20 protein-coding genes and 1 pseudogene are annotated in these 23,641 nt (G+C 67.0%); 15 read left to right on the top strand and 6 right to left on the bottom strand.

The features are described 5' to 3' along the window. Window positions 1–756: 756 nt before the first annotated feature. Genes HY699_21815 through HY699_21785 form a run of 7 tightly spaced genes read left to right on the top strand, consistent with a single transcriptional unit; the run spans window position 757 to window position 9,234 of the window. Window positions 757–1,788, top strand: coding sequence for an MFS transporter (locus tag HY699_21815; GenBank protein ID MBI4518447.1), 1,032 nt, complete (start codon window positions 757–759; stop codon window positions 1,786–1,788). A gap of 7 nt (window positions 1,789–1,795) precedes the next feature. After that, window positions 1,796–2,068 (top strand): hypothetical protein, encoded by a 273-nt coding sequence (locus HY699_21810; protein ID MBI4518446.1) that lies wholly within the window; start codon window positions 1,796–1,798, stop codon window positions 2,066–2,068. Window positions 2,069–2,080: 12 nt separating this feature from the next. Next, complete coding sequence (locus tag HY699_21805; protein ID MBI4518445.1) at window positions 2,081–2,842, top strand: N-acyl homoserine lactonase family protein; 762 nt, start codon at window positions 2,081–2,083, stop codon at window positions 2,840–2,842. 29 nt (window positions 2,843–2,871) lie between these two features. Continuing rightward, window positions 2,872–5,247 carry a CoA transferase gene (locus tag HY699_21800; protein MBI4518444.1) on the top strand — a complete coding sequence of 792 codons (2,376 nt, stop codon included), beginning with the start codon at window positions 2,872–2,874 and terminating at the stop codon, window positions 5,245–5,247. 39 nt (window positions 5,248–5,286) lie between these two features. Then, entirely contained in the window at window positions 5,287–6,228 is a 942-nt protein-coding gene (locus HY699_21795) for an MBL fold metallo-hydrolase (protein ID MBI4518443.1), read from the top strand. A gap of 49 nt (window positions 6,229–6,277) precedes the next feature. After that, on the top strand, window positions 6,278–7,465 hold the full coding sequence (locus HY699_21790; GenBank protein MBI4518442.1) for a gluconate 2-dehydrogenase subunit 3 family protein: 1,188 nt from the start codon (window positions 6,278–6,280) through the stop codon (window positions 7,463–7,465). Then, window positions 7,462–9,234 carry a GMC family oxidoreductase gene (locus HY699_21785; protein MBI4518441.1) on the top strand — a complete coding sequence of 591 codons (1,773 nt, stop codon included), beginning with the start codon at window positions 7,462–7,464 and terminating at the stop codon, window positions 9,232–9,234. Before HY699_21790 ends, HY699_21785 begins: the two co-directional genes overlap by 4 nt. An 11-nt stretch (window positions 9,235–9,245) precedes the next feature. Here HY699_21785 and HY699_21780 read toward each other — a convergent pair whose 3' ends face one another. From HY699_21780 to ccmA, 5 genes are all read right to left on the bottom strand, one after another. Next, the gene (locus HY699_21780; protein ID MBI4518440.1) at window positions 9,246–9,989 is read right to left on the bottom strand and encodes a sulfite exporter TauE/SafE family protein; all 744 of its coding nucleotides are present in this window, start codon (window positions 9,987–9,989) and stop codon (window positions 9,246–9,248) included. Window positions 9,990–10,059: 70 nt separating this feature from the next. After that, window positions 10,060–10,233, bottom strand: coding sequence for a CcmD family protein (locus HY699_21775; protein MBI4518439.1), 174 nt, complete (start codon window positions 10,231–10,233; stop codon window positions 10,060–10,062). A 53-nt stretch (window positions 10,234–10,286) separates the two neighbouring features. Next, on the bottom strand, window positions 10,287–11,045 hold the full coding sequence (ccsA, locus tag HY699_21770) for a cytochrome c biogenesis protein CcsA (protein MBI4518438.1): 759 nt from the start codon (window positions 11,043–11,045) through the stop codon (window positions 10,287–10,289). 19 nt (window positions 11,046–11,064) lie between these two features. Beyond that, window positions 11,065–11,724: a heme exporter protein CcmB gene (locus HY699_21765; protein ID MBI4518437.1), complete on the bottom strand. Its 660-nt coding sequence runs from the start codon at window positions 11,722–11,724 to the stop codon at window positions 11,065–11,067. A gap of 515 nt (window positions 11,725–12,239) precedes the next feature. Continuing rightward, window positions 12,240–12,965 carry a heme ABC exporter ATP-binding protein CcmA gene (gene ccmA / locus HY699_21760; protein MBI4518436.1) on the bottom strand — a complete coding sequence of 242 codons (726 nt, stop codon included), beginning with the start codon at window positions 12,963–12,965 and terminating at the stop codon, window positions 12,240–12,242. A gap of 122 nt (window positions 12,966–13,087) precedes the next feature. Between ccmA and lpdA the strand changes: the two genes are divergently transcribed. Together lpdA and HY699_21750 are read left to right on the top strand one after the other, a co-directional pair. Further along, window positions 13,088–14,488, top strand: coding sequence for a dihydrolipoyl dehydrogenase (gene lpdA / locus HY699_21755; protein ID MBI4518435.1), 1,401 nt, complete (start codon window positions 13,088–13,090; stop codon window positions 14,486–14,488). Between the two features lie 30 nt (window positions 14,489–14,518). Next, window positions 14,519–14,902: a holo-ACP synthase gene (locus HY699_21750; GenBank protein ID MBI4518434.1), complete on the top strand. Its 384-nt coding sequence runs from the start codon at window positions 14,519–14,521 to the stop codon at window positions 14,900–14,902. Window positions 14,903–14,923: 21 nt separating this feature from the next. Here HY699_21750 and HY699_21745 read toward each other — a convergent pair whose 3' ends face one another. Beyond that, window positions 14,924–15,214 carry a hypothetical protein gene (locus HY699_21745; protein MBI4518433.1) on the bottom strand — a complete coding sequence of 97 codons (291 nt, stop codon included), beginning with the start codon at window positions 15,212–15,214 and terminating at the stop codon, window positions 14,924–14,926. Here HY699_21745 and HY699_21740 point away from each other — a divergent pair. The 6 genes and pseudogenes from HY699_21740 (at window position 15,213) to HY699_21715 (ending at window position 23,514) form a co-directional block, all read left to right on the top strand. Continuing rightward, window positions 15,213–15,590, top strand: a complete 378-nt coding sequence (locus tag HY699_21740; protein MBI4518432.1) for a hypothetical protein — start codon at window positions 15,213–15,215, stop codon at window positions 15,588–15,590. The genes HY699_21745 and HY699_21740 overlap by 2 nt on opposite strands. Before the next feature lie 32 nt (window positions 15,591–15,622). After that, a complete protein-coding gene (locus HY699_21735; GenBank protein ID MBI4518431.1) occupies window positions 15,623–16,303 on the top strand; it encodes an EthD domain-containing protein in 681 nt (226 codons plus the stop codon). A gap of 443 nt (window positions 16,304–16,746) precedes the next feature. Beyond that, the gene (locus HY699_21730) at window positions 16,747–17,412 is read left to right on the top strand and encodes a DedA family protein (protein MBI4518430.1); all 666 of its coding nucleotides are present in this window, start codon (window positions 16,747–16,749) and stop codon (window positions 17,410–17,412) included. Between the two features lie 60 nt (window positions 17,413–17,472). After that, complete coding sequence (locus tag HY699_21725) at window positions 17,473–18,267, top strand: inositol monophosphatase (GenBank protein MBI4518429.1); 795 nt, start codon at window positions 17,473–17,475, stop codon at window positions 18,265–18,267. 50 nt (window positions 18,268–18,317) lie between these two features. After that, a pseudogene (locus tag HY699_21720) lies at window positions 18,318–21,722 on the top strand (carbamoyl-phosphate synthase large subunit). Window positions 21,723–21,915: 193 nt separating this feature from the next. After that, window positions 21,916–23,514, top strand: a complete 1,599-nt coding sequence (locus tag HY699_21715; protein ID MBI4518428.1) for a hypothetical protein — start codon at window positions 21,916–21,918, stop codon at window positions 23,512–23,514. Window positions 23,515–23,641 lie beyond the last annotated feature (127 nt).

Here is a 23,641-nt window from a genome sequence, read left to right as displayed (position 1 = left end):
GCCTCGATGCGCATGCGAATCGCATCGATCGCACCGACCGGAAAAACCAACCCCGCCGCTTCCACCACCGCCGTCACGCATGTACGTCTACCGCAATCCAACCTCCGTGTCCAGAGGCCACAAGTCGGGCAGGGTCAGGTGAGCCAGCAGCACGCCGGACCGGGGCCCAACGCCTGCACGACGTCCTGTCCCGACTGTCTGCGCGATTTCAGCAATCTACCCTACCACAGCATCCTCGACTGGCGCCTCGGACTTGACCTGGCCAGGCTGGCGTTGGATGCAGCCGCGCCGATCGACTTCGCGGTGCCCTACTGGCAAGGGCTCGATGCTGTGGCCGCCGCACCCTACTTCGCGGCGATGCCCGGATGGCAACAGGTCACGTTCGGCGGCTTACGGGCCGGGCGTCGAGGGAACCGAGTCGGGGGCGGGGCGATGAGTGACTCGCGGAATAGCGGCCGCAGCCCTGCGGTGCGGCGTCGGTGCAACGCGTTTCGCGTTCAAGCGGATTGGGGCAGGCTGTGCCTGCCGCCGTCCATCTTCGATGGCAGGCACAGCCTGCCCTACTACTGGACCCAGAACGCAGAACGCGGCGGCGCAAGAGCTACTGCGCACAGCGGAACTTGCTCCACCCGCCGGTTTGGGAGCTCGCTGCAAGGCAAGGCGGCTTGCTCTTAGCGCCGGATTAGCGGCGCTGCGCCCCTTGCTCCGGCCTGCAAGGTATGTGAAGGGTGCAGGCCGCTGAGCTGTGCCGTAAACGTGATTGATCTCAACACCCCAGCTGCACCCGCAAGAGCCGCAACTGTAGACCAGGCGACGCCGGAGTCGGCGGCGCGGGCGCGGCGGCTGCTGCGTACGGTTCTCGCCGTCATGTACTACCAGGGGTTTGCGATCGCCATTAACGGCGTCTCGGCCCCTTGGATCGAGAAGAGCTTCGGACTCGGGCAGTCGGGGATTGCCACGCTCTACGCCTGGATTTCGCTCTCGGCCATCGGCGCCCTGGTGTTGTCGCGCCTGACCGATCGGATCGGCCGCCGCCGGGTGTTGCTCGGCAGCATGGCTGCCACTCCGCTGTGCGCCTTGGCGGCGGCCGCTTCGTTCAGCCTGCCACTATTCACGTTCTGGGAGATTCTGCTCTATGCCTGTATCGGTACTTGCCTCTCCGGCTCGGTGGTGATGCTGGCCGAGGAGTTGCCGATCGCCGAGCGCGCCAAGGGGCAGAGCTACGGCGGGTTGGCGATGGCGTTCGGTAGCGGCGGCTGCATAATCGCCATGCCGCTGTTGGCCGATGCCGGCTATTCCTGGCGCTGGCTCTTGGTGGCGGCAGTGGTAGCTGGGTTGGCGGCGCTCCCCACAGTGGCGCGTGCGCTGCCGGAAAGCCAGCGCTGGCAGCGTGCCGCCGCGCGGTACCACGAGCACCACCCGCTTCTACGACGTCTTCGCCGTTCAGCATCGGCGCCGCAGTATGCCGATCCTGGTCTGCGCCTTCCTGGCTACGATGGCGGGCACGGCCGCCAATGGCTGGGGCTATTATCATGCGGTGTCGGTGGTCGGCCTCACGCCCGGGCAAACCAGCGTGGTCGTGCTCATACTTGGCGGCGGCGTCGGCATGGCCGGCTTTCCGCTCGGCGCCTGGGCCTGCGAGCGGCTGGGGCGGGTGCCGACGCTGGTCAGCTCCGGCCTGCTCTCGGCCATCGGAGCGCTGTGGTATTACTGGGGGCCGCCGGCCGACTTCGCCCTCGCCGCGCTGTGGCTGGGCACCGCCTATGCCTGGTTCACCGTCGCCGTTAACGCCGCCATGGTGGCGGGCAACACCACCGCCACCGAACTCTTCCCGACCGAGCTGCGCGGTACCATGATCGGCTGGTTCACCCTGATCAACGCCCTCGCCGCGGTCAGCTCGCAAACGACGATCGCCTTGCTGGCCCAACGGCTGGGCGGCCTCTCCAATGTGGTCGGGTACCTGGCGCTGCTGTCAGTGCCGAGTGCGATTCTGTTCGGGCTGTTCGTCGACGAGACCCGCGGCCTCTCGCTCGAGGTCGCCGCGCATGAGACGGTTAATGTAACTTGAAGGAATAGCCACATGGCGGTGCGATTGTTCGCGATGACCTGCGGCTGGGTGACCGGCAGCGCCTCAGGCTTTCTGGCCGGTGAGCCGGGCCGCTTGCGAGTGCCGATCCCCTGTTTCTTGATCGACCATCCGCAAGGCAAGGTGCTCTTCGACAGCGGCATGCACCCGGCGGCGCAAACCGATCCGGCCGGACGCCTCGGGGTAGTGGCCAAGCTCTTCGACATCGAATTCCATCCCGGCGAAGAAGCCGCGGCGCGGCTGGCGGCCCTCGACGTCGATGCCGGCGCGATCCGCTACTTGGTCAACTCCCACTTCCACTTCGACCACGCCGGCGGCAATGCCACGATTCCCAACGCACAGCTGGTGGTGCAGCGCGCTGAGTGGGAGGCGGCTCAGGACGAGGAGTTGGCGCGCCGGAACTTCTTCGATCGCGCCGACTTCGATACCGGCCACGATCGGCTGCTGGTCGACGGCGAGCATGATCTCTTCGGCGACGGGCGCGTGCTCTGCCTGCCGACGTTCGGCCACACCAGCGGCCACCAATCGCTGCGCCTGCAGCTAGACAGCGGCGAAGTCGTGCTCACCGGCGACGCCTGCTACCTGCGCCGCACGCTCGAGCAGTTGCACCTGCCGTCAGTGGTGTTCGACGAGCAGGCCATGCTCGATTCGCTACGCCGCCTGCGGGCGTTGCGCGACCGGGGCGCCCGCATCTTCTACGGACACGACCCGGAGTTCTGGGCGAGCGTGCCGCAAGCACCGACCGCCATCGCTTAAAGGCTTCGCCCGCGCCGCGTGCTTATCGCATGACCACACCGCCGCTGGCTCACCTTCGCGTTGTTGACCTCAGCGACATCCGCGCTGCGCTTGCCGGCCGCTTGCTCGCTGACCTCGGGGCGGACGTGATCAAGGTGGAGCCGCCGGGCGGTGATCCCGACCGCTGGCGGCCGCCGTTCGCCGGCAACGTGGCTGCGCCGGACCGCTCGCTGCCGTTCCTCTACCGTAACGCCAACAAGCGCGGCGCCGTCATCGACCTGCACAGCGACGACGGCTGGCGCCGTTTCGTGGAGTTGTGCGATCGCGCCGACATCTTGATCGAGAATCTCGGGCCCGTGGGCCAGCGCCAGTGCCGCCTGACGCCGGCGGCGGTGCGCGCGCGCCACCCGCAGCTGATTCACCTAGCCATCGCCGACTTCGGCTTGTCCGGTCCGCGCGCCGGCTGGCGGCTGGAGGCGCTGCCGGCGCTGGCGGCTTCGGGCGCGCTCTCGCAAGCCGGCTTTCTCGATCGGCCGCCGTGCTGGCTGCCGGGCTACTTGGCGCATGACTGCGCCTCGGTGTTCGGGGTCGCCGGTGCGCTCGCGGCATTACTCGACCGCACGCGCCACGGCCAGGGCCAATCCGTCGAGATTTCGGTGCAGGAGGCGGCGCTGGCGGGCACCAATCCGTGGTCGATTCCGCTGGCCGACTACGCACGCGTCTATCCCATGCTGGCGCCGTCACCACCGCGCAACGCCGACGGCAATTACCCGGTGCTGCCGGTGGCCGACGGCTACGTGCGCGTGCTGACCGCGACCACCCGCCACTGGCGCGCCTTCGTCGAGTTGCTCGGCAGTCCGCCCGAGCTCGCTGAGCCGGCGTACGAAGTGCTGATGTACCGCGTGTTGATGGGCGAGACGATCCGCCAGATCGCCGCCGCGGCGCTGCGCCCGCGCACCCGTGCCGAGGTGTTCGCCGAAGCGCGCCGGCGGGGCATTCCGCTGGCACCGGTCAACACCCCGGATGAGTTCGTGGCCACCGAGCAGAGCCGCGCGCGCGGCACCTTCCAGGCCACCGGCTTTCCCCACGTCGGTGAGGCCCCGTTCGCCGGTGTCCCGTTTCGCCTGTCGGCCACTCCCGCCGCCGTGCGCCGCCCGGCGCCCATTCCCGGTGAGGACGATGGCCAAGGCTTCGCCCCGCGCTCAGCCGAGCCGCCGGCGGGGACGGTCGCGGGCGGACCGCTGACGGGCATCCGCGTGGTGCACTTCGGCGTCGTGGCGGTGGTACCCGAGATGACGTGGCTGCTGGCCGAGCTCGGCGCCGACGTGATCAAGATCGAATCACACGTCAAGCTCGACCCCTTGCGCGCCGTCACCCTCGAACCCGACGCGCCCAACAAGGCCTTCACTTTCAACGACGAGTGCCGCGGCCAGCAGAGTGTCTGCCTCGACCTGCGCACGCCGCGCGGGCGTGAACTCGCCTTACAGCTGTGTGCCACCGCCGACATCGTGGCCGAGAACAACCGCGGCGGCGTCATGCGCGAGTGGCAACTCGACTACGAGGATGTCCGGCGCGCGCGGCCCGACGTGATCTATCTCTCCTCGCAAGGCTACGGCCACACCGGCCCCTTGGCCGAGCAGCAGGCCTTCGGGCCGATGAACTCCGCGTTTAGCGGCATGCACTGGCTGTGGAATCATGACACGGTGCCGTATCCGGCGGGCTGCTCGCTGAACCACCCCGACCATGTCGCCAGCAAGCTGGGGGTGGTGGCGGTGCTGGCCGCGCTCGCCCACCGCCGCCGCACCGGCGCCGGCCAATTCATCGACCTGGCCCAAACCGAAGCCGGCGTCTACCTGCTCGGCGAGTTCTACCTCGAGGGCGCGTGCACCGGCCGGCCGGCCACCGCGCGCGGCAATGCCGTGGATTACGCCGTGCCGCACGGCGTCTACCCCTGTGCCGGCGAGGACCGCTGGTGTGCCATCGCCGTCGTCGGCGACGACGCCTGGACGCGATTCCAGCGCTGTCTCGGGTGGGCGCCCGAGCCAAGGTGGGTGACCCTAGCCGGCCGCCTCACCGACCGTGAGGCCATCGAGGCCCGCGTCAGCGAATGGACCCGAGCGCGCGCCGCCGAACACGCCGCCTCGGTGTTGCAAGCGGCCGGAGTCTCGGCCATGGCGGTGCTCAGCCCGGACGACCTCCGCGCCGATCGTCATCTAGCCGCCCGCGGGGCGATCGTAACGCTCGAACATCCCGAAGTCGGCGCCGCGCGCCACAGCGGCAACCCGCTGCGCCTGAGCCGCTCGCGCCTGTTCCCCGCCGGTCCCGCCCCGCTGCTCGGCCAACACACCGAAGCCGTGCTCGCGCGCGTGCTCGGCCTATCGCCCGCCGAAATCGCCCGACTCGCTGACGAGGGGGTGTGCTGGTAGGCCAATGCAAGCCGCGCTACTCTCGGATATATTGGCATCATGGAACTACGCCAGCTAGCCACGGACGTCTACGCCTGTCTGCAAGCAGATCGCGGGCTCGGCACCAGCAACTCGGGCTTCATCAATCACGGCGGCGGCCTGGTGATCGATACTTTCTGGGACCTGCCGCACACCCGCCGGCTGATCGAGCACTACGCGCGGGTGTGGCGCGAGCCGGCCCGGCGCGTCGTCAACACCCATTACAACGGCGATCACTGCTGGGGTAACCAGCTGTTTCGCGGTGCGCAAATCATCGGCCACCGCCTGTGCGCCGCCGCTTTCGGAAAGGAAAAGCCGGAAGCAATGCAGTTCCTGCGCGCGGCCACCGAGAGCGACATCCCGGCAATGGCCGCGCTGGCACGCGCGCTGGCCGAGTGGGACTTCTCCGGCATCGAGCTGACGCCGCCGACCACGCTGATCGACGAGCGGCTGGACCTCGATCTCGATGGCGTACCCGTGCAGCTGATCTACGTCGGACCGGCGCACACTAACAGTGATGTCATTGTCCACCTGCCCGAGCAGCGCGTGCTCTTCGCCGGCGATGTCTTGTTCCGGCTGTGCACGCCGATCGGCTGGGAAGGTACTTACGCCCATTGGCTGGCCGCGCTCGACCGCATCGTCGCGCTGGCACCGGCGGTGATCGTGCCCGGACATGGGCCAGTCTGCGGCGTCGAGGGCGCGCGAGAGATGAAGGCGTATCTCGCGTACGTGCGCGCCGAGGCCCGCCGCGCCTTTGATGCCGGACTGCCGGCGCTGGCCGCGGCCAAGCAGATCGACCTCGGCCCTTACGCCGGCTGGACCGAGCCGGAGCGCATCGTGTTCAACGTCGAGCGCGCCTACCGCGAATTTCGCGGCGAGCCCTTCGACGCCCCGATCGACGCCCCGGCGATGTTTGCCGGCATGCACGAGTTACGCTCACAGCGTCTTGGTCGCGCCGGCTGAAGCCGCAGCAGTTGCAGCGGGAACATGGCCTGTGCCATAGACCACGCCCATGGAGATCGCCGGTTCGACCAAGGCGCTTGCGCTCGTCACCACCCAACTCCGGCGCCGTCAGGTGCTCGGCTTGCTCGCCGCCGGCACTGCCGCTGCACTGTTGCCGTTGCCACTGGCGCGGGCCGTAGGCCGCGGTGCGCCGGGGGCCACCACCGATGCCTGGTTGCTCACCGAGGAGGAACTCGCAATCCTCGACGCCGCCACCGCCCGCATTGTACCGTCCGATAGCCTGGGCGTCGGGGCGCGCGAGTGTGGCGTGGTCACGTATATCCGCGCCATGCTGGCCTTCGCCCCCGGCACCGACGCCAACTGCGACCGCTATGTCACCGCCGCCGATCTCACCGCGACGGTCGCTCAGGCAAACGGTGCTCAGGGCAATTGCCGTGACGCCGGCGATGTGGACGGTGACGGCATCATCGACGCCTCCGACATAACGCGCGCCGAGACCGCCGTCTTCAATGCCCGGCCGATTCTCGCCGGCGGACCGTTCAGCGGACGCCAGCCGCAGCCGCACTTTCCCACCGGCGCGACACCGTGCGTGTCATGCCACGTCGTACCGGCGCCGGCTGGCGCCGCGGCTTCCGGCCGGGTAGCGGCAACCACCGTCCTCAGTTACCCGCCCGAGTTCTTCCGCCAATTCCTCCCGCTCTCCCGCCTGCAAGCGTTGAGCTGGAAGATCCGCATGCTCGGCGCCGCGGCCGTGCCGGCGGCCGCCGCCAACCCGCTGGCAACCACACTGCTGGAGACCGATATGCGCCGCCGCTATCGCGAAGGGCTGGCGTCGCTCGAAGCAATCAGCCGCGACATCTTCGGCAAGCCGTTCGCGGAGCTGGCGACCGATGAGCAAGGCACGGTGCTGGATCAGGCCGATATCGACTTCGTCACCCTGCTGCGCTACCACACCATCGAGGGCATGCTGTGCGCGCCCGAGTACGGCGGCAACCGCGACCGCCGCGGCTGGCAGCTTATCGGCTTCGACGGCGATAGCCAGCCCTTGGGCTATACCATCTACGACGAATCCATCCCCGGCTATCGCGAACGTTCGGAAAAACCCAACTCGGGCCCCAACCCCGAAGAAGACTGCCGCGGTTTCAGTGCCAACATCAAGCAATTCCTCGGCGCCATCAGCAGCGTCACCGGCGGCCGGACGTTTGATGCCCCGTATTGTTTCGAGGTGCCGGCATGAGCCTGCCCGCCAGTGTTTCCGGCGTTCTCGGCAACACCAGCCTCGACCGTTTCGATGCCTTGATCGTCGGCAGCGGCGCGGGGGGCTCGGCCGCCGCACACGTGCTCGCGGCAGCGGGCTGGAAGGTGTTGGTGCTCGAAGCCGGCGTCAACCCGTTCCCGGGCCTGGATCACTCCGGCCACATCCCCTGGCCGCTGTTCAGCAACGATGAGATCAAGAACGCGCTCCGCCACTTCGTCTATCAAGACCCGCTGCTCGAACCCCGCACCTTCCGCCAGAGCGAGAGTGAAACGGCGCAGGCGCACCCCGACGTGAACATCCTGACGCGCAACGTCGGCGGCGCCGCGGTCATCTCGGGCGTCGCCTACCCGCGCTTCACCCCGGTCGATTTCCGCATGGCCTCGGCCTTGAGTGCCGCGGGCCGCAACTACCCGGGCACCAGCTTCGCCGACTGGCCGTTGAGCTACGAAGAACTCGAACCTTTCTACACCGAAGCCGAGTGCCTCTCCGGCGTTGCCGGCGACACAACCGGTGAAGACGACAATCCCTTCGCTCCGCCCCGCAGCCGGCCGTTGCCGTTGCCACCGCAGCCGCCGATGTATGTGGCCCGGGTGTTGGCCCACGGTGCCAAACAGCTCGGCTATCACCCCTACAACTTGGAGTCGGCCATCAACACCCAACCGTACGATGGCCGTTCGCCCTGCGTCAGCTGCGGTTTTTGCTCGGGTTACGGCTGCCCGCGCAACGCCAAGGGTTCGCCGGCGGTCACCACCCTGCGCCGGGCGCTGCTCACCGGCAATTGCCAGCTGCGCTACCACGCGCACGTGAGCCGGCTGGTGCGCGACGGCAGCGGGCGGCGCGTGGTCAGCGTCGAATACATCGACGACAACGGCCAGATGCAATCGGCGGCGGCCGATCACGTAATCTTGGCCGCCAGCCCGATTGAAAGCGCCCGAATCTGCTGGTTGTCGGGCATCACCGATGCCGGCGGCCACCTCGGCCGGCACATGATGTTCCACTTCCAGACCACCGGCGTCGGCATCTTCAAGCAGCGCCTGCACGGCGAGCGTGGCCGCTCGGTGACGCACGTGATCAGCGACTTCCGCGGCGTCAAAGCGGGGGGCGCGGAGTTGCGCAGCGATTGGCCGCACCTCGCCGGCGTGGTCGAGTTCGGCACCTCCTCGCAACCGATCATCGCCGCCCGCGAAAGCTTGCGGCCGGAGGCGGTGGGCTTCGCGCGGCTGTTCAATGTCTCGTTCAAGCAGCTGCTGGTCGAAAGCCCGTTCCACGCCCACATCGCGGTGCTGATCATGCAGGGCGAAGACGCGCCGCAGCCGGCCAATCGCGTCGACCTCGACCCCACCGTGCGTGATGTTTTCGGCCTGCCGGTGCCGCGGCTGACTTACCGCAACCACGCCTTCGAGCTGAACGCCTCGGAGTTCTACAAGCCGAAGATGCTGGAGCTGCTCGAAGCCGCGGGCGCCGCCTACGGCTTCTTCCAGCCCTTCGATCCGGCGGTGCCGCCGGCGTCACGCCATATTCTCGGCGGCCTGCGCATGGGTACGAGCCCCGCCGATTCGGTTTGCGACCGCTTCGGCAAGTTCCACGACCTCGACAACTTGTATTGCGCCGACGGTGGCGTCTTCGTCACCGGCTCCGGCTACAACCCGACCCTGACGATCATCGCCCTGGCCCTGCGCCTGGCCGGCGCGCTGGTGTCACCGGGCTCGCCCGAGCACGTCCTCGGCTGCGCTTCGGCGGCGGGCTAGTCCGCCGCCGCTCACAGCAGCGCGGTCAGCCCGGCAAAGACCAGCAGGCCGAAGACCGCCAGCCGGAAGCGCTGCTCGTCCAAGCGCGGGTGCACCCACTCGCCCAGCACGATGCTGAGCATCACCGCCGGCAGTAGCAGCCCCAGCGCCGACAAGGTGTCGGCGTTGATCCGGCCGGTGGAGAAGTAGACCGCCGTCAGCACCATGTTGAGGGTCAGCCAGACGACGGCCAAGGTGCTGCGAAAAGTGCGCTTGTCGAGATTCGAGCGGCCGAGGACGTAGACCAACAGCGGCCCGCCGGAGGCGAACAGACCATGCGCCACGCCGGCGGCGAGCACCCCGGCGTTGCGCGCCGCGGCAGGTAACAGCGGCCGCGCCTCCGGGGCGCTCGCGCTCAGCAGTGCCAGCAACTCGCGCGCGGCCACCGCCACCACGAACAGACCGAACAGCACGCGTAGCGCCTCGTTCGAGACCAAGTGGAAGAGCGCCAGGCCGGCAACCAGGCCGATGGCCATCACCGGCAGAATGCCGCGCAGCAGCAAGCCATAGGCGATGTGCTGATGGTGCCGGTAAACGATGTACGCGGTCAGGATCTGGTTCAACGGCACCAGCAGCGGCAGCAGCGATTGGATCGGGAAGAGATGGAGCCCGAGAGTGACCGCGATAACCGTGCTGCCGAAGCCGGTGGCGGCTTCGGTGGTGAAGGCGACCAAGATGATCACGGCCAAGACGAAGAACTGCGAATCCACCGCCATCGGACTGCTTCGCGGCGCGAGATCTCAGTGCTGCGTCAAGAGGAGACTTGGTAACGCGGGGTGGGGCCGCTCACGACGGCGCCGAGCGCCGGGGGGGCGCCGGCGCCTGTCGTTGAAGCAACTCGCGCAGCTCCTCGATCTCGCGTTGCAGCTGGCGATTACGCCGCGCGATGTTGGTGATGTAAAGGAACAGCAGCACCCAGATCGCGGTGTAGGCGGCGAACAAGAAGGATAGATTTTTCATGGCGGCACGATCCCCGAAACTGGCTGGCGGTTGCGACGGCGCATGGAATTCACCTACTCGAGGTGACCGGTCATCAGCTGCTGGTGCAGATGCTCGACCTCGTCGCGCAGCCGCGCATTTTCGTTGCGCACCCAGAGCAGCCAACTGAACAGAGCGGCAAAAGCCAGGAAGCAGAGCCACAAGGTGGCTTTCATGCGCGGGTCGGCCAAGCCCGAGCCGCCCTCGCGGGTGACCAACACCGCCGGGTGAATCGTGCGCCACCAGTACACCGCCCGATTGATGATCGGGATGTCGATGGAGCCGACGATCCCGAGCACAGCGGCGTAGCGCGCCGCTTGCTCGCTGCTGCCGGCAAACTCACGCAGCATCAGATAGGCGGCATAGATCAGCCACAGGATCAGCGTGGTCGTCAGCCGCGCATCCCAGGTCCACCAGGTGCCCCAGATCGGGCGCGCCCAGATCGGCCCGGTGACCAACACGATGGTACAGAACAACATGCCGACCTCGGCGCCGGAGTGCGCCAGCCGGTCCCAGAAGCGCGTGCCGCGCCACAGAAACATGGCGCTGGCCACGGCCACCAAGCCGAATGCGACGAAGGCCATGATCGCCGCCGGCACGTGAAAGTAGAAGATGCGCTGGACGATGCCCTGCACACTGTCGCTGGGGACGTACACAAACACCATGAAGATGGCGGTCAGCATCGCCAGTCCGGTGAAGGGGCCAAGGGCAAGCTCCAGCACCCGGCGCGCGGCCGATACGCGTCCCGGTGTTGGGGGCTCGCCAGCTAGTACGCCGCTCGCTTCAGTCGCCATCCGCCTCTCTCCGCCCGCTTCATTCCTCGACAGCATATTCAAACACCAGCCAACCGACAACCAGGAAGACGGCGTCGAAGCCGATTAGCAAGTGCAGCCACTGGCTGGCCTCGCCTAGCGGCTTGCCGGCCAGAATCTGGGCGCTGGCTTTCACGCCCGCGATCAGCACCGGCACGGCCAGCGGCAGCAGCAGCAACGGCAGCATGACCTCGCGCGCCCGGGTGCGTACCGACACGGCGGCGAAGAGCGTGCCGACGGCGGCAAAGCCGGTCAGACCGAGCGCCAGCACCGGCGCCAAGCGCGCCAGCGCCATCGTCAACGGCAGGTTGAAGAAGAAGACGAAGATCGGCACCACGATCAGCTGGGCCGCAGCCATGAAAAGCACGTTGCCCAGCACCTTGGCGAGGTAGATCGTCCCCCGATCCACCGGCGCCAGCAACAGGCCCTGCATGCACTCGTTGTCGCGTTCGGTGAGAAACGAGCGGTTGATGCCGAGCACGCCGGCGAAGATGACCGCCACCCACAACACCGCCGGCGCGGCTTCACCGCGCAGCTCGCTCATCGGATCGAAAGCGAAGCTCAAGATCAGCAACGTCAGCAGGCCGAGCATCAACAGCGACGCCAAGGTCTCCTTGGTGCGGAACTCGATCTGCAGATCTTTCCACAGCAGCGCAATCACGGCCGGTAACAACCTCCTTGAGAATTCGGAGCCCTCACGCCTGCCACCCCAGCCCTCTCCCCGCAGAACCATGCGGGGAGAGCGATGCCCCCGCGTCTGCGACGTGGACCCTTCAAGGGTGAAACTCGGCAGGAATTACCGGACATGGCTGAGGGACAGCGGGCGTGCTTCAGCTCAGGGGGCCGACCGGAGAAAGTGCCTCCCTCGCCCCGCATGTTTTTGCGGGGAGAGGGTCGGGGTGAGGGGCGCGTGCGTTTTTCGGCACCACGGGACACGAAGTGGTCGAAAGACGATCCCCTCACCCCAGCCCTCTCCCCGCACAACGATGCGGGGAGAGGGAGCAACCCGCGAACGGATGCCGGTACAGCGGTGGCGCCGAGACAGCGGCCGAGCTTCAGGTCAGGGATGCGGGAACCGATCTGGCACCGGTGGTCCATGGTCCCGATACGGCCGCAGGCCACGAACACTCTGCGGAACTCAAGTCCGGCGCCGCGGCAGATGGGCATGTGCTCGGTTCAAGCCGCGGCCCGGCCCGCGTGGATCGCGGCCAGGTAGGTTTGCTCGAAGGCCTCGCGGCCGCCGGGGGTAACCGGGCCGTCCCAGATCAGCTGCCCGCGGGCCAGAATGATGGCGCGGCGGCAGCTGGCGAGCCCTTGGCTGATATCGTGCGTGGTCATGAGCACCGCCGCCCCACGCTGGTGCGCCGCGCTGAGCACCGCGCGCAGTGTAGCGCTGGCGTCGAGATCCAGCCCGGTGAAGGGTTCATCGAGCAGGAGCAAATCGGGCTCATGCAGCAGTGCCCGCGCCAGCGCGCAACGCTGTTCGAGCCCGCGCGAGAGCGTGCGCACGGGCCGATTGGCCCAACCCAGCAGGCCGACCTGCTCGAGTAGGTCGCCCACCCGCCGCTCGGCGTGCGCGATGGCGAACATGCGGGCGTAGAAGGCCAGGTTCTCAGCCGGCGTCAGGTCGGGATAGAGAAAGCTCTGGTGAGAAAGGAAGCCGAGGCTGCGCCGGATGGAGGGATCGCCGTCGCCGCCCTTGGTTCCGAAGATGTGGACCGAGCCGCGCGACGGACGCAGCAACGTGGCACAGAGGCGCAGCAGGGTCGATTTCCCCGCTCCGTTGGGGCCGAACAGCGCCACGGCTTCGCCGGCTTCGAGTCGGAAGTCGAGATCGCGCAGCGCGTACACGTTGCCGAACGACTTGGTCAAGCAGCACGTCTCGATTGCCGGCACCGCCATCGCGCCCCGGGCTTATCGGATGCGGTGGGAAAAAGGAAGTGCACCCACGCGGCCCGCGGGCCTTGTTTCGGCCGGCGCATCTATGCTCTGTGTTGTGACCTGAAACGGCAACGGAGATGGTTATGAGCGAGCAACCCTATGACCTCGTCGTGATCGGCGCCGGCCCCGGCGGCTACGTTGCCGCGATTCGGGCGGCGCAACTGGGAATGCGCGTGGCCTGCGTCGAGAAGGAGGCCACCCTCGGCGGCACCTGCCTCAACCTCGGCTGCATTCCGAGCAAGGCGCTGTTGGATTCCAGCGAGCTGTTCGCGCAGGCCCAGCATGGGCTGGCGGCGCACGGGGTCAAGCTGGGTTCGGTGGCGCTCGACTTGCCGGCGATGTTGGCGCGCAAGGACAAGGTGGTGAAGCTGCTCACCACCGGTGTCGCGGGCTTGTTCCGCAAGAACCAAATCGAACGGCTGCAAGGCGTGGCGCGGATTGCCGGTCCGGGTACAGTCGAGGTCCACGCTGCCGGCGGTGTGCAGCGAGTTGCCGCCAAGCGCATCCTGATTGCCAGCGGTAGCACGCCGATCAACCTGCCCGAGCTGCCGTTCGACGGCGAGCGCATCATCAGCTCGACCGAGGCGCTAGCGCTGCCGGCCGTGCCCGAGCGGCTGCTGGTGATCGGTGCCGGCGCCATCGGCTTGGAACTCGGCTCGGTGTGGAACCGCTTGGGTAGTGAAGTGGTGGTGGCCGAGTTTATGGACCGCATCGTTCCGGGTGCCGACCACCAGATGGGCGACGAGCTGCAGAAGGCGCTGAAGAGGCAGGGCTTCGCCTTTCACCTGCGCACTTCGGCCAAGCGCGCCGAGATCAAAGGCGACAAGGTGCACGTCACCCTCGACTGCGAGGGCAAAGCGAGCGAGGAGGTGGTCGATGTCGTGCTGGTGGCCGTCGGGCGGCGCCCGTACGACACCGGCCTGGGGGCACGCGAGCTGGGCGTAGCCTATGACGAGCGCGGGCGCATCGTGGTGGACGAGATCTATGAAACCAATGTTCCCGGTATCTACGCCGTTGGCGATGTGATCGCCGGGCCGATGCTGGCGCACCGAGCCGAAGAAGAGGGCATCGCCGCGGTCGAGCTGATGGCGGGGGTTGGTGGCCACGTGAACTACAACGCCATGCCGGCCGTGGTTTACACCTGGCCGGAGCTGGCCAGCATCGGGTGGTCCGAGGAACAGGCGGCGCAGCTGGGCGTCGCGGTCAAAGTCGGCACCTTTCCGTTCATGGCCAACGGCCGCGCCCGCTGTCTGGGTGAAGCTGAGGGCATGGTTAAGATCGTTGCCGATAAAGAGAACGATCGGCTCGTGGGCGTCCATATCCTCGGCCCGCGTGCCAGCGACCTGATCGCGGAGGCGGCGGTGGCGATGGAATTCGGCGCCACTGCCGAAGACCTGGCCCGCACGGTGCACGCGCACCCGACGCTGCCGGAGGCGATCAAGGAAGCCGCGCTTGCCGTTGACAAGCGCGCGATTCACATCTGAGGCCGCGCCGCGCTCTTGCGCCCTGCAGTCATGATCGTCGGCGTCGGCATCGACCTGATCGAAGTTGCTCGCATTGCCGCGGCGTTGAACCACGCCCGCACCGGTGCCCGCTTCGAGGCTCGCGTGTTCACGCCGGGTGAGATCGCGTATTGCCGCCGGCGGGCGAAAGCGGCGGAAAGCTTCGCCGCCCGCTTTGCCGCCAAAGAAGCGGTGATGAAAGCGCTCGGCCGCGGTTATCTCGGCGGCGGCATCGGCTGGCGACAAATCGAGGTCGTGCGCGGGCGGGGCCGGCCCGAGATCGTGCTCAGCGGCCGTGCGCGGCAAGAAGCCGCAGCTCAGGGCATCACGCGCTGGCACCTGTCGCTGACGCACACGCCGGTGCTGGCAGCAGCCTACGTGATTGCGGAGGCGTGAGACCCCCGCCGCCCGCCGGCTTCACGGCGCCGGTGGGGGGTGGTTGCGTTTGGGCAACACGATGAGCACGGCCACGGCCCAAATGCCGAACACCATACCCAGCCCCGTCCACCAATTCTTGTGATAGCCGCCGTTGTGGGCAAACAGCCGGCACATAACGGCGTTGCAGGCGTTGATCAGCAGCAGCGTACGCACGACGGTGGCCGGATCGAGGTCGCTGCTGACCCAGCTCAGCCCGTAGAAGGAACTCAATGCCTCGGCCCAATGCATGGTTGACGCCTCGTGCGCCGGCTCACTATAAAGCAAATCCATGGCGGCCAAAACCTCCACCCGGCAACAATCCGAGGGTTTACTGCAATGGCTCGTCGACCGCGGTGAGCATACCGTCGGGCAGATCCTCGATGAACTCTTCAGCCATCGCGGCGGGGTCGCCAAGACCATCGACCGCGCGGCCAAGACCAAAGGCCAGTTCGACAGCAGCATGCAAACCGTGCTGTCGCTGCTCAGCCTGCCGTCACGGGCGGACTACGCCAAGCTGGCGGCCAAGCTCGAAACCCTCCAGGGCAGCTTGATCAACCTGAACATGAAACTCGATCGCCTGTTGGCCGCCAGCGCGGCGCCGCCCAAGCCGGCGCGCAAGCCACCGCGGCCGCCCGTCGCGCACGCCGAGGACGGCAGCAGCGACTGAAACAAGTCGCCGCCGCCCGCCGGCGTCGCCGTATGATCAAGCTGATTTTCTTCTGCCGCCGACACGCGGAGATCACGCACGAGCGCTACGCCGAGTTGCTGCTAAGCCGACACGTGCCGCGCGTGTTGCGCCATCACTCGCGGCTGCGCAAGTACGTCGTCAACTTGGTCGAGCTGTCGCCGCCGGGAGAGGCGGTGCTCGACAGCATCGACGAGCTGTCTTTCGATAGCCGGGACGATTTCCGCGAATATCTCTACGACTCACTGCCGGCTGAGGCGCCGGAGGCCGGCCGGTTGATCGCCGCCACGCACGCCTATGCCACCACCGAACACGTGCACAAGGCCAAGCTCGCCGAGACCACGCTGGGCGAGCGCTCGCCGGGCGTCAAGTTGATTTGCCCGGTGATGCGCCGTGCGGACATGAGCCACGCCGAGTTCGCCGGCCACTGGCTCAACCGCCACGTGCCGCTGGCCCTGCGCCACCACCCGGCGTTGAGCTGCTACATTACCAACGTCGTCGACGAGCAGCTCTCGCCCACCGGCGAGGCTTGGGACGGCATTGCCGAACTCCACTTCGCCAAGCCGGAGGACCTCTGGCAAGGCTTCTTCGATTCGCAAGCCGGCGAGCAGATCATTCGCCAGGACATCGAGCGGTTCATCGGCCGCGGCGGCGCCTACCGCGTCGCCGAGTACGTGGAGAAGCGTCCCGCTTGAAGCTGCCGCGCCCAGGCTCCGCCGCGGGTGCGCGACAAATTTGTGGGTAACTTGGTTCGGTGTTATGGCCGTCCTTCCCGCGGAAGCGGGCATCCAGTTTGGTGGTGACGCTCAGAGAAGCAGCTGAAGAAGTGGCGCCGCGCCTGGAAGATCGAGCTGATCGAAGCTCAGAACCCGGACTGGCGAGACCTCTAGTGGCGGGTCGTAGCGAGCCGGTGCCGTGGATTCCCGCTTTCGCGGGAATGACAATTGCGTCCTTTCGGCCATGGGCCTCGGCCTGACAGTACACAGTACTGTCAGACCGGTGAGGATTTGCCCGGTCGGCTGCACGTTACCCACAGATTTGTCGCACACCCCCGGCCGCCGGCGCCGGATGGGGGTTTGTCGGCCGGGCTCGGCTTGTGTAAGGTGGACGTCGATAACGGTCGCCGATGGAGTGATTCATGGAGTTGTTGCAGAACCTGTTTGACATCTTCTTCCACCTCGATACCCACCTCAATGAATGGGCCGGGATGCTCGGCCCCTGGCTGTATGCCTTGCTGTTCCTGATCCTGTTTTGCGAAACCGGGCTGGTGGTGACGCCGGTGCTGCCGGGGGATTCCCTCTTGTTCGCGGTTGGGGCGCTGATCTCGCTCGAGGGCTCGCCGCTGAGCTTGCCGCTGATGTTGGTGTTGCTGTGCACCGCCGCGATTACCGGCGACGCGGTCAACTACGCCATTGGCTATCGTGTCGGCCCGAAGGTGTTCAGCAGCGAGGAGTCGTGGCTGCTGAACAAGCGCCACCTGCTGCGCACCGAGGAGTTTTACGAGAAGCACGGCGGCAAGACGATCATTCTGGCGCGCTTCATGCCCATCATCCGCACCTTCGCCCCGTTCGTCGCCGGTATCGGTAAGATGGGATACGCCCGCTTCGCCGCCTTTAACGTTGTCGGCGGCATCGCCTGGGTGCTGGCCTTCGTGCTGGGCGGCTACTATTTCGGCAACGTCCCGGCGATCAAGCGCAACTTCCACTACGTCATCGTCGCGATAGTCATTCTCTCGGTGTTGCCGCCGGTGATCGAGTATCTGCGCTCGCGCCGCGCTCCGAGCGTCACACCGGCGTTGGAATAGCCGTACTCGGCCCCGCGGTGCGCTTGCTTCGCGCACCGCGCTGTGAAACTCGTCACGGCCATGGACGCAGTCGAGTCGGTAGCGCGGGCGGCGGTGGCCGAAGCCGGCACCCGGCTGCGCGCGGCCTGGCGTGAGCACAAGGTCATCAGCTTCAAAGGCCCCGTCGATCTCGTCACCGAGACCGACCGCGAGGTGGAGGCGCTGGTGATCGGGCACCTGCGGCGCGCCTTTCCCGCGCATCAGATCGTCGCCGAAGAGACCGCCTCCGATCAGCCCGACAACCAGCAGCCGACGTGGTACCTCGACCCGCTCGACGGCACCACCAACTTCGCCCACGGCTACCCCCACTTCGCGGTCTCGCTGGCGTTTGCGGAGGGTGGAGAATTGCGCTTTGGCATCGTGCACGACCCCGTTCGCGACGAGACTTTCGTCGCCCATCGCGGCGGCGGTGCCAGCCTGAACGGTGCGCCGATCAGCGTCTCGCCGGTCAGCGATCTCAACCAGGCCTTGCTCGGCACCGGCTTTCCCTACGATCGCCGTGAGCGCACCGACTACTACCTCGCCTTCATCCGGCGCTTCCTCCAGCACTCGCAGGATGTGCGGCGCGCCGGCTCGGCCGCGCTCGATCTCTGCCACGTCGCCTGCGGCCGCTTCGAAGGCTTTTGGGAGTGGAAACTGCGGCCCTGGGACACCGCTGCCGGCGTGCTGATCGTGCGCGAGGCCGGCGGCGTGGTGACCGACTTCACCGGCAACCCCTTCAGCCTGCGCGGCGAGCAGACCCTGGCTTCCAACGGCCATGTGCACGGCGCCATGGTTGAAGTGCTGACGGCGGTGCTGGGGCAAGGCCGCGGCTGATTGGCGGCGTTGGCGCAGCTGTCTGCCGCAACACCGGCATTGCTCGAGGCTTGTAGGTGAAAAGCTTACTGGTGGCCAACCGGGGCGAGATCGCCATCCGGATCATGCACGCGGCGGCCGAGCTGGGCATTCGCACCGTCGCCGTGTTCTCGCAAGACGATGCTCAGTCACTGCACGTTCGCCGAGCGGATGAGGCTTACCCGCTGCCCGGCCTGGGCGCAGCGGCCTACCTCGATATCGAGCGGATACTCGCCGCTGCCAAGGCCTGCGGCTGCGACGCGCTGCACCCGGGTTACGGCTTTCTCAGCGAGAGCGCCGGGTTTGCCCGGCGCACCGCTGCTGCAGGCATCACCTTTGTCGGGCCGCGTCCGGAGACCCTCGCAATCTTCGGCGACAAGACCCAGGCGCGGGCGCTGGCGCTGCGCTGCGAGGTCCCGGTGTTGCGAGGCACGACGGCGGCGGTCACGCTCGAACAGGCAGCGGCGTTTCTGGCCTCGCTCGGTGACGGCGGGGCGATGATGATCAAGGCGGTGGCCGGCGGCGGCGGTCGCGGCCTGCGCGCGGTGCGTCACCCGGGCGAACTCGAGCAGGCCTACGCGCGCTGCCGCTCGGAGGCGCAGCAGGCGTTTGGAAATCCCGAGGTCTACGTCGAAGAGCTGAGGGCGCATGCCCGCCACCTCGAAGTGCAAGTCATCGGCGATGGCTCGGGCCGCGTCAGCCATCTGGGCGAGCGCGAATGCAGCATCCAGCGGCGGCATCAGAAGCTGGTCGAAATTGCACCTTGCCCGAGCGTGTCACCTGAGCTGCGCGCTCGCGTCACGGCGGACGCGGTGCGGATGGCCGAGGCGGTCGGCTATCTCAACGCCGGCACCTTCGAGTTCCTGGTCGATGCTGGTCAATTCGCCGCCATCGGGAAATTTTCGAAGGGGACCGCAGGGTACGCCTTCATCGAGGCCAACCCCCGCTTGCAGGTGGAGCACACGATCACGGAAGAAGTTCTGGGCCTTGATCTCGTCCGCATCCAACTGCAACTGGCCGCCGGCAGTTCGCTGGCCGAGCTGGGCCTGGAGCAGGCTGAGACGCCCGCGCCGCGTGGGTTCGCGGTGCAAGTGCGCATCAACACCGAGACCGTTGGCAGTGACGGCAGCACCCGGCCCGCCAGCGGCACACTGAGAGCAATGGAGTTGCCTTCGGGTCACGGTGTGCGCACGGATACTTGCGCCTATGTCGGCTATCAGACCAATCCCCACTTCGATTCCCTGCTCGCCAAGCTCATCGGGCATTCGACCTCGCCGCGCTTCGCCGATGCCGTGGCGCGCACGGCCCGTGCGCTCGGCGAGATCACGATTACAGGTGTGCCGACCAATATCCGGTTTCTGCAACGGCTACTGCAGCATCCCGACTTCCTGGCCAATCGCATCGATACCGGCTTCGTCGAAGACCACCTGGCGGAGCTTACCGCCGGTATGCCCGAGCACGTCGAGGTCGAGCCCTCGCGGCCGGCTGCTGGCGCCAAGATCGATCCCGTCGATCCGCTGGCGGTGTTGGATTACGGAAAGGGCGCGCTCGCGGTTACGCCCGGGTTGCCCAGTGCCGCACCCCAGTCGATCACTCTCGATGGGCTTGAGGATTGCGTCGTCCTGCACGCCCCCATGCAGGGCACGCTCGTCAGCATCGCGGTGGGTACAGGTGACGCCGTACGACAGGGCCAGCCACTGCTGGTGATGAACGCGATGAAAATGGAGCACGTGATCGAGGCTCCGGCCAGCGGCGTGGTCCGGCGGGTGACGGTGGTCGAGGGTGATACCGTGCCGGCGGGAGTTCCGCTGCTGTTCATCGAGCCGGGCGAGGTTGGACTGTCGGCTGAGGAAGATGCGGCGCAAATGGATCCGGATCAGGTGCGGGCCGATCTTGCCGAAGTGCACCGCCGTCATGTCGGCACCCTGGACGCAGCGCGGCCGGAGGCCGTCGCGCGCCGCCGCAAGACCGGTCAGCGCACGGCGCGCGAGAACATCGTCGACCTTTGCGACGAGGGGACGTTCGTCGAGTACGGCGCGCTGGCGATCGCCGCGCAACGGCAGCGGCGCTCACTCGAGGAGCTGATTGAGCGCACGCCCGCCGACGGGCTGATCGCCGGGATCGGCGGCGTCAACGGTCACCTCTTCGGCGCTGCCCGCGCCCAGTGTGCTGTCCTGTCGTACGACTACACGGTGCTGGCGGGCACTCAGGGTTTTCACAACCACCGCAAGAAAGATCGCCTGTTCGAGTTGGCCGAGCGCCTGCGCCTGCCGCTGGTGTTCTTCACCGAGGGTGGGGGCGGACGCCCGGGCGATACCGATGCGCCAGCGGTGGCCAGCCTCGACTGCATGGCCTTTCATCTCTTCGGTCGGCTGAGCGGATGGGTGCCGCTGGTGGGCATCAACTCGGGCCGCTGCTTCGCCGGCAACGCGGCCTTGCTGGGCTGTTGCGACGTGGTCATAGCGACGGTGAACTCCAACATCGGCATGGGCGGCCCGGCGATGATCGAAGGCGGCGGGCTCGGCGTCTTCCGCCCCGAAGAGGTCGGCCCGATGTCGGTGCAGGTGCCCAACGGTGTGGCCGATATCGCGGTGAAAGACGAGGTCGAGGCAGTGGCAGTAGCCAAGCAATACCTCTCGTACTTCCAGGGGCCGATCGCCGGGTGGCAGTGTGCCGACCAGCGCCTGCTGCGCGGCCTCATCCCTGAGAACCGGCTGCGGGTTTACCAGGTGCGCTCGGTCATCGCGGGGCTGGCGGACACCGGCTCGGTGTTGGAGCTGCGCCGGCATTTCGGTCTTGGAATGGTGACCGCGTTGATCCGGATCGAAGGCCGGCCGTTGGGCGTGATTGCCAACAACCCGCAGCATCTGGCCGGTGCCATCGACAGCCCGGCGGCAGACAAGGCCGCCCGCTTCATGCAGTTGTGCGACGCCTTCGATATTCCGCTGCTGTTCCTGTGCGACACCCCCGGAATCATGGTCGGCCCGGAGGCCGAAAAGACGGCTTTGGTGCGGCACTGCTGCCGTATGTTCGTCGTCGGCGCGAATCTGAGCGTGCCGTTCTTCACCATCGTGCTGCGAAAATCGTACGGCCTCGGCGCCCAGGCCATGGGCGGCGGCAGCCACAAGGCGCCGCTGTTCACCGTCTCGTGGCCCACTGGCGAGTTCGGCGGCATGGGCCTGGAAGGAGCAGTGAAGCTGGGTTTTCGCAAAGAGCTGGCGTCAATCGCAGACGCCGGGCAGCGCCAGCAGTTGTTCGAGCACATGGTGGGCAAGGCCTACGAGCACGGTAAGGCGCTCAACACCGCAACCCATTTCGAGATCGACGATGTCATCGACCCGGCCGACTCGCGGACCTGGATAGTCCAGGCCTTAGGTTCGGCACCGCCGCCGGCACCGCGCAGTCACAAGAAGCGCCCGTGCGTCGATACCTGGTGAGCTATCGCCAAGTAAGCTTCGCGCCTGTGGGAAGAAGGGCGTGATCACCTTCGCAGCCTTGGCGAGGCCCGCAAGCAAGTGGTATTGCCGGACCAATACCAAGGTCGCCGGCGAGCTGGCGCGCGTCTTGCGAGCAGGCTAGCGGCGCTGGTTGAACCAGTCGAGCAACGGCTCTTTTCGCAAAGGAGGCGTCATGTCCCAGAAAAGCAAGTGGATCGTGCTCATGCTGCTCAGCCTCGCTTTTGTTGCTGCGTGCGCCGTCATCGGTGAGCGCAAGGGAGGTGGGGAGGCTGCCGGCGGCTCCGCGGCGGTCAGCGATGACAACAAGGCGTGCATCGGCTGCCACCGCCGGCAATCGGCCGCACTGGTCATGCAATGGGAATCCTCGCGCCACGGCCAGAACGGCATCGGCTGCATCGAGTGCCACCACGCGGACGAGAAGGACGTGGACGGCTGGAAGCACCAGGGCACGTGGATCAGCGCGCTGGTGACGCCACTGGACTGCTCGCCTTGTCACCAGCGGGAGTACGACGAGTTCACCCGCAGCCATCATGCCCGCGCTGGCGAGATTCTCGCCAGCCTCGATAACGTGCTGGCCGAGAAGATTGCCGGCACGCCGCAGAATAAGGCCGACGCCGTCAACGGCTGCTGGCAGTGTCACGGAGCGATCGTCAAGTTCAAACGCGATGCCCAAGGCAACGTCGAGCGCGCCGGTCCGGAGCACAAACCGGTGATCGACCCGACCAGCTGGCCCAACAGCGGCATGGGCCGACTCAATCCGGACGGCTCGAAGGGCTCGTGCCATGCCTGCCACAGCCGGCATGAGTTCCAGGCGAAGTTGTCGCGCAGCCCCGAGAACTGCGGCAAGTGCCACATGGGCCCGGACCATCCGCAGATCGAGATCTACAACGAGTCGAAGCACGGCATCGCCTTCGCCGCCAATCGCAGCCGCATGGCACTGGAGAAGGAAGGCGACTGGATCCTCGGCCGCGACTACGCCGCGGCGCCGACCTGCTCGACCTGCCACATGTCCGGTTACCTTTCGCCCAACGGAGTGGTGGAAGGCAATTCCCACGACGTCGGCGAGCGCATCAGTTGGACCTTGCGGCCGATCATTTCGACCAAGCTCAACCTGGTGCGTTTCGAGGACGGTACCCAGGAAGACTATCCCGATACCCGCGAGCTGCCCGCGGCCGGGGCGACCGTGGATAGCACCGAGTACCACGTCGAGAACGACCGGCTTGTCAGCCGGACCGTGCCGCGCCAAGTGGCCAAAGTGATCACCTGGAACGAGCGCCGCGAGGCCATGAAGGCGGTCTGCTTCAACTGTCACAACCGGACTTTTGTGGACAACTTCTACGAGCAGTTCGATTCCCTGGTCACGCTTTATAACCAGAAGTTTGCGGCGCCGGCCAAGAGCATGATCGACGAGCTGACCAAGCAGGGCCTGCTCAACCCGAAATCGCCGTTCGGTGAAGAGGTGCAGTGGACCTTCTACGAACTCTGGCACCACGAGGGGCGGCGCGCCCGCCACGGCGCCTCGATGATGGGTCCCGACTACACCCACTGGCACGGCATGTATGAAGTGGCCAAACACTTCTACACCAAGTTCTTACCGGAGGTGAAAGAGCTGGCGGCGCGGCACGGGCGCGGCAAGGAGTGGCAGACCAAGATCGATGCGCTGATGAGCAAGGATGAGCACCTCTGGCAGCGCGGGCTGACGCCCGAGGAAGCCAAAGCCCTGCAGAAGGCCTACGAACAGCGCTACGAGGATAAGCGGCCCGGGAAGTGAAGACCTAGGAGCGCCACCATCTCGGCACCAGCGAATTGCGGCGCATTGTGTACGCTATGTCGGCGAGGATCTGCGCGGCGCCCGATGACCCTGCGCGCAGCTACCGTGCACGAGCGACCGGCGCCGG

Source organism: Deltaproteobacteria bacterium (assembly GCA_016210005.1).
Lineage (GTDB): Bacteria > Desulfobacterota > Binatia > HRBIN30 > JACQVA1 > JACQVA1.
The sequence above is the reverse complement of the archived record's forward strand: the minus strand, read 5'-3'. Positions and strand labels throughout refer to the sequence as shown.

What these genes read in the sequence shown, in the direction of transcription:
- HY699_21715 (MBI4518428.1), top strand. Translation starts at nt 21,916, where the DNA reads ATGTCCCAGAAAAGCAAGTGGATCGTGCTCATGCTGCTCAGCCTCGCT.
- HY699_21725 (MBI4518429.1), top strand. Translation starts at nt 17,473, where the DNA reads ATGGACGCAGTCGAGTCGGTAGCGCGGGCGGCGGTGGCCGAAGCCGGC.
- HY699_21750 (MBI4518434.1), top strand. Translation starts at nt 14,519, where the DNA reads ATGATCGTCGGCGTCGGCATCGACCTGATCGAAGTTGCTCGCATTGCC.
- lpdA (MBI4518435.1), top strand. Translation starts at nt 13,088, where the DNA reads ATGAGCGAGCAACCCTATGACCTCGTCGTGATCGGCGCCGGCCCCGGC.
- HY699_21780 (MBI4518440.1), bottom strand. Translation starts at nt 9,989, where the DNA reads ATGGCGGTGGATTCGCAGTTCTTCGTCTTGGCCGTGATCATCTTGGTC.
- HY699_21785 (MBI4518441.1), top strand. Translation starts at nt 7,462, where the DNA reads ATGAGCCTGCCCGCCAGTGTTTCCGGCGTTCTCGGCAACACCAGCCTC.
- HY699_21740 (MBI4518432.1), top strand. Translation starts at nt 15,213, where the DNA reads ATGGCGGCCAAAACCTCCACCCGGCAACAATCCGAGGGTTTACTGCAA.
- HY699_21775 (MBI4518439.1), bottom strand. Translation starts at nt 10,233, where the DNA reads ATGAAAAATCTATCCTTCTTGTTCGCCGCCTACACCGCGATCTGGGTG.
- HY699_21735 (MBI4518431.1), top strand. Translation starts at nt 15,623, where the DNA reads ATGATCAAGCTGATTTTCTTCTGCCGCCGACACGCGGAGATCACGCAC.
- HY699_21730 (MBI4518430.1), top strand. Translation starts at nt 16,747, where the DNA reads ATGGAGTTGTTGCAGAACCTGTTTGACATCTTCTTCCACCTCGATACC.
- HY699_21800 (MBI4518444.1), top strand. Translation starts at nt 2,872, where the DNA reads ATGACCACACCGCCGCTGGCTCACCTTCGCGTTGTTGACCTCAGCGAC.
- HY699_21795 (MBI4518443.1), top strand. Translation starts at nt 5,287, where the DNA reads ATGGAACTACGCCAGCTAGCCACGGACGTCTACGCCTGTCTGCAAGCA.
- HY699_21745 (MBI4518433.1), bottom strand. Translation starts at nt 15,214, where the DNA reads ATGGATTTGCTTTATAGTGAGCCGGCGCACGAGGCGTCAACCATGCAT.
- HY699_21790 (MBI4518442.1), top strand. Translation starts at nt 6,278, where the DNA reads ATGGAGATCGCCGGTTCGACCAAGGCGCTTGCGCTCGTCACCACCCAA.
- ccmA (MBI4518436.1), bottom strand. Translation starts at nt 12,965, where the DNA reads ATGGCGGTGCCGGCAATCGAGACGTGCTGCTTGACCAAGTCGTTCGGC.
- HY699_21805 (MBI4518445.1), top strand. Translation starts at nt 2,081, where the DNA reads ATGGCGGTGCGATTGTTCGCGATGACCTGCGGCTGGGTGACCGGCAGC.
- ccsA (MBI4518438.1), bottom strand. Translation starts at nt 11,045, where the DNA reads ATGGCGACTGAAGCGAGCGGCGTACTAGCTGGCGAGCCCCCAACACCG.
- HY699_21810 (MBI4518446.1), top strand. Translation starts at nt 1,796, where the DNA reads ATGGTGGCGGGCAACACCACCGCCACCGAACTCTTCCCGACCGAGCTG.